This is a genomic window from Thiolapillus sp. (genome assembly GCF_048562965.1).
GTDB classification, from domain to species: Bacteria; Pseudomonadota; Gammaproteobacteria; order Chromatiales; family Chromatiaceae; genus Thiolapillus; species Thiolapillus brandeum_A.
The window spans coordinates 1-6,137 of the sequence record NZ_JBHNMF010000183.1 but is presented as its reverse complement, the minus strand read 5'-3'; the positions used below and the strand labels follow the sequence as shown (position 1 = coordinate 6,137).

Genomic DNA, 6,137 nt, shown 5'->3' with positions numbered 1-6,137 from the left:
AGCAGGATGCAGCAATCAGCGTATAGAACAAGCTCTAACGGGCAGTATGAACAAAATAGCAACTTTATTTCACCCGAAAATATACGGTGGAACAATGTTGCTTACTCTAAACTCTAGGATAATAACCATCCACGGCTTTTTACCCCACTACAATTGAAATAGAGGTAGGCAAGATGAATAACACCACTGCTGCAACAATGGATCGCGCCCAGGCGTCCGTTCTCTCGACTAACAGCGTGATTCGCAACACCTATGCGCTGTTATCCATGACGCTATTGTTTAGCGCCCTGACGGCAGGTGCCTCCATGGTATTGAATCTGCCTCATCCGGGATTGTTGCTGACACTGGGGGGATATTTTGGACTGCTCTTTCTTACCAGCAAACTCCGCAACAGCGTCTGGGGACTGGCATCTGTTTTTGCACTGACGGGATTCATGGGATACACGCTGGGTCCGATATTGAACAGCTATTTGCTGCTGCCCAACGGCAGCCAGACGGTAATGACGGCAATGGGAGCCACCGGCGCGATTTTTCTGGGTTTGTCAGGTTATGCACTCACCAGCCGCAAGGATTTCAGCTTTTTAGGAGGCTTTCTCTTCGCTGGCATTCTGGTAGCCTTTCTTGCCGGACTGGGCGCTCTGTTTTTTGAAATGCCAGGGCTCTCCCTTGCTGTCTCTTCCCTGTTTGTCCTGCTGATGGCCGGCCTGATCCTGTATCAGACGAGTGAGCTTGTTCATGGTGGAGAAACCAACTACATCATGGCAACGGTGACACTGTATGTGTCGATCTTCAATCTTTTCACCAGTCTTTTACACCTGCTCGGCGCACTGGGTAGCGATGATTGAGGCCTGACTGTCACTGTCCTGCGCAAAGAGGTAATAATCAAATATGCCCCTCGTAAACATGAACGACATGCTGACACATGCCTACAAGCAAGGTTATGCAATTGGCGCTTTTGACCTGGTCAGTCTGGATTTCCTCCAGGGCATTTTGCAGGGAGCCGAAAATGCCCGGGCACCGGTCATCCTGAGTCTTGCCGAATCGCATTTCTCCTATTTTGATTTTGAGCTGATGATGCCGGCAGTCGAAGCTGCCGCGAGGCAGGCCTCAGTACCTGTCGCCATTCATCTGGATCACGGGACGACGCTGGGATCTGCTATCCGTTCGATCAACCTGGGCTGCAATGGTGTAATGGTGGATGCTTCCCATCTTTCCCTGGTAGAGAACATCGAGCTTTCGAGCCAGGTGGTAAGCATGGCACATGGCTGTGGTGTGCCGGTGGAAGGTGAACTCGGCTATGTCCCGGGTGTCGAGGGTGAGGATGCTGAATGCCACCCGGGCAAAGTTGCATACACCAGTGTAAAGGAAGCAAGACGTTATGCAGGTGAAACCGGCATCGATTTCCTCGCCGTATCCGTCGGCACGGTACATGGCCGCATGCAAGGCAAACCCAGCCTCGATTTCGGGCGTCTCTGTGACATCAACAATGCATTGGGTATTCCGCTCGTGATTCATGGCGGTACCGGCCTGTCCGATGATCAGTTCAGGCAACTTATTGCCAACGGCGTGGCCAAGATCAACTACTACACCGCCCTGTCTGATACGGCGGAAAGACGTATCCTGCAGAATGTGCGTTCTGGAAAAGCTGACGGTTACACTTCCCTGCTTCAGGGTGTACTACAAGCAATTGCCGAAGAAACGGAGCGTTGTATTCGCCTGTGGGGTGGTGCCGGCCATGCAGAAGAAGTGCTGGCTGAAAGTGAGGCCTGGCTACCGGTGGAACATGTCATTGTCTACAACGCAGATGGCCTGGACGATTCCGGTGTGCAAGCCATGGCAGACAAAGGACGGCAGGTGTTGTCTGCTATTCCCGGCGTACGTGAAGTCTTTGCCGGCAAAGCCGTAAAGGCGGACGATGCCTATCACTACAGCTGGCTGGTACGTTTCTGCCACCAGGCAGTGATCGACAGTTACCGGGATCATCCTGAGCACCTTGCTTTCGCAAATCAGGTCTTTCGTCCGGTTGCGGGTGATCGCATCAGTATAGATTTCCGCTCCCTGGAGAATGGCTGAGGGCGAATGCCGTCTTGTCCGGGATATTTCAGCATCGCGGCAAAATAATTAGTGAAAACGATATCTCAAATGATGCTCGTTTGGATGGTAGTACTTCATCATCTTCGGTGCCAGTTCGAGAAGGGTTTTTTCACGGCTTGCAGCAGCAGGGTGCGTATTCAGGAATTCCGGCGGTGCTCCCTTGTTGACCTTGGTCATTTTCTTCCAGAGAGAGGCCGCAGCATAGGGATCGAACCCTGCCCTGGCGGCGATCTCTATACCAATCTTGTCCGCCTCCCTTTCTGCCGCCCGGCTGTAAGGCAGGGAAACGGCCAGCGTGGCTGCCAGTGCAGCGCCGGTCAGGGCGGCTGAGCGGTATCTGTTGTCCTTCAACGCGGTGGCGGAGAGTACCGCCAGTCCGATTTGTGATGCCATGGCGACAGACATCTGTTCCGCCACATGATTGGCCAGTGCATGGCTGATTTCGTGGGCCATGACCTGCGCCAGTTCATCATCCGTGGGTTTGACCTTCTCGATCAGCCCGGTATAGATGGCCATCTTGCCGCCGGCCATGGACCAGGCATTCACCGTGTCGGGTTCGTCGATCACCGCGACTTCCCAGTCCCACTGCTTGGCTTCCGGGTACATCTTCTCGGCTTCGACGATCAGTTGCCCGGTGATGCGTTTCACCCGTTCAAGCATCTTTGGTTTGGTGTTGAGTTTTCCCTCCTCGGCATATTTTTTCAGCTTTTCAGGATACGCCGAGGCGGATGCTTTCACCGCCTGATTGGGGCTGACCAGCATCAGCTGCGAACGTCCTGTCGGACTGGTGGCGCAGGCAGCCATGAGGATGGCCGTGGAAATCAAAAATACGAGGGATCGGATCATGGGCAGAACAACGATTCAGAACAATGTAAAGGGTGAATTTGCTATCATAGCGCAATCACGAGGCATTCCCCAAAAGGCAGGTTTTTGAACGAACGCGCATCCAAATGGCCGTTATACATGCGACTCATGCGATTGGACAAACCAATTGGCATTTTGTTGCTTCTGTGGCCGACATTGTGGGCCTTGTGGATTGCTGGTGAGGGCCATCCCCATCTGTGGCTGATCGTGGTCTTTGTTGCCGGGGTGGTGCTGATGCGCTCTGCAGGTTGCGTGATCAACGACTACGCCGATCGCAAGATCGACAGCCACGTGAAGCGCACCGCCCAACGTCCCCTGACTGCCGGCCTGGTAAGTAAGAAAGAGGCACTGGTGCTTTTCGGCATCCTGGTGGCGCTGGCTTTCCTGCTGGTGGTCACCCTGAATCCCCTGACCATCGGGCTTTCCCTGGTGGGCGCCTTTCTGGCGACAAGTTACCCCTTCACCAAGCGCTTCACCCATTTGCCCCAGGCCTACCTGGGCGCCGCCTTCGGCTGGGCCATTCCCATGGCATTCGCCGCCCAGACCGGCAGCGTGGATCCACGCTCCTGGTGGCTTTTCGCAGCCGTCCTGGTATGGGCGCTGATCTATGACACCATGTATGCCATGGTGGACCGGGACGATGATCTGAAGATCGGCGTCAAATCCACCGCCATCCTGTTCGGCCGTTATGACCGCCTCATCATCAGCCTGCTGCAGCTGGTTTTTCTGGGTCTGCTGATCCATGTGGGGCGTCTTTTCGGGCTGGGGCCATATTATTATCTCGGTCTGGCGGTTGCCGCCGTTCTCATGGTCTATCACCAGTGGCTGATCCGCAACCGGCAGCGTGCCCCCTGTTTCAGGGCTTTTCTGCACAATCACTGGGTGGGCGTGGTGATCTTCATCGGCATCCTGGCCAACTATTACCTGCCATGAATGCAGAGGAAATGCTGCGCCTGGATGCCGAGTACGTCTGGCATCCCTATTCATCCATCGACAGTGGCAGCCCGGTGTTCCCCGTGGCCAGCGCTCAGGGCGTGCGCATCCGCCTGGCCGACGACAGGGAGCTTATCGACGGTATGTCCTCCTGGTGGTGCGCCATTCACGGTTACAACCACCCGGTACTGAACGCCGCCATCGAAACCCAGCTGCAGGACATGGCCCACGTGATGTTTGGCGGACTTACCCATGTACCGGCGGTGACGCTGGCCAGGAAGCTGGTGGAACTCACGCCTGACGGGCTGGAAAAAGTGTTATTCGCCGATTCCGGCTCCGTCGCCGTGGAAGTGGCCCTGAAGATGGCCATCCAGTACTGGCACGCCCGTGGTGAGTCTAGGCAGCGCTTTCTCAGCCTGCGCAGCGGCTATCATGGCGATACGTTCGGCGCCATGTCGGTATGCGATCCGGTCACCGGCATGCACGGCCTTTTCTCCAGCGCCCTCGCCTCCCAGCTTTTCGCCCCTGCACCCGAACCCGCCTTCGGCCAGCCCGGCACGGAAGAACATCTCAAGCCTGTGCAACAACTGCTGGAGGAACAGGGGCGGGAAATCGCTGCGGTGATCCTCGAACCCATCGTGCAGGGGGCCGGGGGCATGCGTTTCTATTCGGCAGATTACCTGCGGCGCATGCGGCAGCTGTGCGACGAGCACGGCGTGCTGCTCATCGCCGATGAAATCGCCACGGGTTTCGGTCGTACGGGAAAACTGTTTGCCTGTGAATGGGCCGGCATCAGCCCGGATATCCTGTGCCTGGGCAAGTCCCTCACCGGGGGATACCTGAGCCTGGCAGCCACCCTGACGACCGAGCACATCGCCGGCACCATCAGCAGCAACCCACCGGGTGTGTTCATGCACGGCCCCACTTTCATGGCCAATCCCCTGGCCTGCTCCGTGGCCAATGCCAGTATCGATCTCCTGCTGAAAAGCCCCTGGCAGGCGCGTATCGAAACCATCCAGGATGGTCTGGAAACCGGTCTGGCACCCTGCCGCGAGCTGCCTGGCGTCAGCGAGGTGCGTGTGCTCGGCGCCATCGGTGTGGTCGAGCTGCGTCAGGCCGTGGACATGCGGGCAATTCAGCCTGCTTTCGTGGAAGCCGGCATGTGGGTACGTCCTTTCGGTAAGCTGGTCTACCTGATGCCAGCCTACGTGATGGAAACGCAGGATCTACGCGAGCTCTGCGCCGCCACCGTTGACGTTGTTTCCCGGTACTCATGAACCGCAGGGTGGCTGTCGCTTCGACTGACGGGTTCGAAAGTCAGGCCCGTGGGCTGGCGCGAAGACTTTCTCTGGAAATGACCGCTCCGGACGATCCACGACCAGACTTCCTGCTGCGCTTCATCGATGACCGCTTGCAACTGCAACAGACCGGCAGTGGGGCGCCAGGGCCGGTATGGGTGGATTTCGTTGCGGGCAAGGCCGCCTACCGCAGGCAACAGGGAGAAGGCCGCCGCACCCCTCTGGCCCGGGCGGTGGGTTTCAAGTCGGGCTTCCCACCCCACGTGATCGACGCCACCGCCGGACTGGGCCAGGACGCGCTGGTGCTGGCCACCCTAGGCTGCACCGTCACTTTGGTGGAACAGTCGCCTGTCGTTCATGCCCTGCTGGAAGACGGCCTGCGCCGGGCAGCCGAGTCACCTGAAACCCGCGCCATCGTCAGCCGCATGTCCCTGGTTCTTGCCGATTCTGCCGACTACCTTCGGGCCCTGCCCCGGCATGACCGGCCGGATGCCATCTACCTGGACCCCATGTATCCCCACAAGGGCAGACAGGCGTTGTCCAAAAAGGGAATGCAGGCACTGCAGCGCCTGCTGGGCCAGGATCTGCAGGGCGAAAGCCTGCTTCGTGTTGCACAGCGGCGTGCAGGCAAAAGAATAGCAGTCAAGCGCCCCGTCCGGGCGGAATACCTGGGTGGCGTGAAACCGGATTTCCAGGTGCAGGCAGCCAAGACACGCTTCGATATCTATTTACCCTCATCCTAGGGTACCTTAGAGCCTAGAGCACCGCCTGTATTGTTGCCGGGTCGGTAGCTGCCGATCTTCCAGAGACCCGAGGAAACGCTTTAACCCGCATCGCTCACCGATCCCCTGGTTCCGGTGTTTTTGGGCGCCGGGACGTGGCCAAGATAGCCCGATAGCCCATTTCTCGTGCCAAGGTACTCGCCAAGAGAAGAGATTCTCGTGTTTT

The 6,137-nt window shown here is 57.5% G+C and carries 6 protein-coding genes; 5 read left to right on the top strand and 1 reads right to left on the bottom strand.

The window, feature by feature from the left end; translation table 11 throughout:
* Positions 1–173 precede the first annotated feature (173 nt).
* Together ACOCD2_RS10660 and ACOCD2_RS10655 are read left to right on the top strand one after the other, a co-directional pair.
* Entirely contained in the window at positions 174–845 is a 672-nt protein-coding gene (locus ACOCD2_RS10660; RefSeq protein ID WP_293647364.1) for a Bax inhibitor-1/YccA family protein, read from the top strand.
* A gap of 43 nt (positions 846–888) precedes the next feature.
* A complete protein-coding gene (locus ACOCD2_RS10655) occupies positions 889–2,073 on the top strand; it encodes a class II fructose-bisphosphate aldolase (RefSeq protein ID WP_293647362.1) in 1,185 nt (394 codons plus the stop codon).
* Between the two features lie 48 nt (positions 2,074–2,121).
* Here the strand turns inward: ACOCD2_RS10655 and ACOCD2_RS10650 are convergent, their stop codons facing one another.
* The gene (locus tag ACOCD2_RS10650) at positions 2,122–2,940 is read right to left on the bottom strand and encodes a M48 family metallopeptidase (protein WP_293652570.1); all 819 of its coding nucleotides are present in this window, start codon (positions 2,938–2,940) and stop codon (positions 2,122–2,124) included.
* A gap of 117 nt (positions 2,941–3,057) precedes the next feature.
* Between ACOCD2_RS10650 and ubiA the strand changes: the two genes are divergently transcribed.
* Genes ubiA through ACOCD2_RS10635 form a run of 3 tightly spaced genes read left to right on the top strand, consistent with a single transcriptional unit; the run spans position 3,058 to position 5,932 of the window.
* The gene (ubiA, locus tag ACOCD2_RS10645) at positions 3,058–3,891 is read left to right on the top strand and encodes a 4-hydroxybenzoate octaprenyltransferase (RefSeq protein ID WP_293647358.1); all 834 of its coding nucleotides are present in this window, start codon (positions 3,058–3,060) and stop codon (positions 3,889–3,891) included.
* Positions 3,888–5,168, top strand: coding sequence for an adenosylmethionine--8-amino-7-oxononanoate transaminase (gene bioA, locus ACOCD2_RS10640; protein WP_293647356.1), 1,281 nt, complete (start codon positions 3,888–3,890; stop codon positions 5,166–5,168). The genes ubiA and bioA overlap by 4 nt, the downstream gene beginning before the upstream one ends.
* Entirely contained in the window at positions 5,165–5,932 is a 768-nt protein-coding gene (locus tag ACOCD2_RS10635; RefSeq protein WP_293647354.1) for a class I SAM-dependent methyltransferase, read from the top strand. Before bioA ends, ACOCD2_RS10635 begins: the two co-directional genes overlap by 4 nt.
* Positions 5,933–6,137 lie beyond the last annotated feature (205 nt).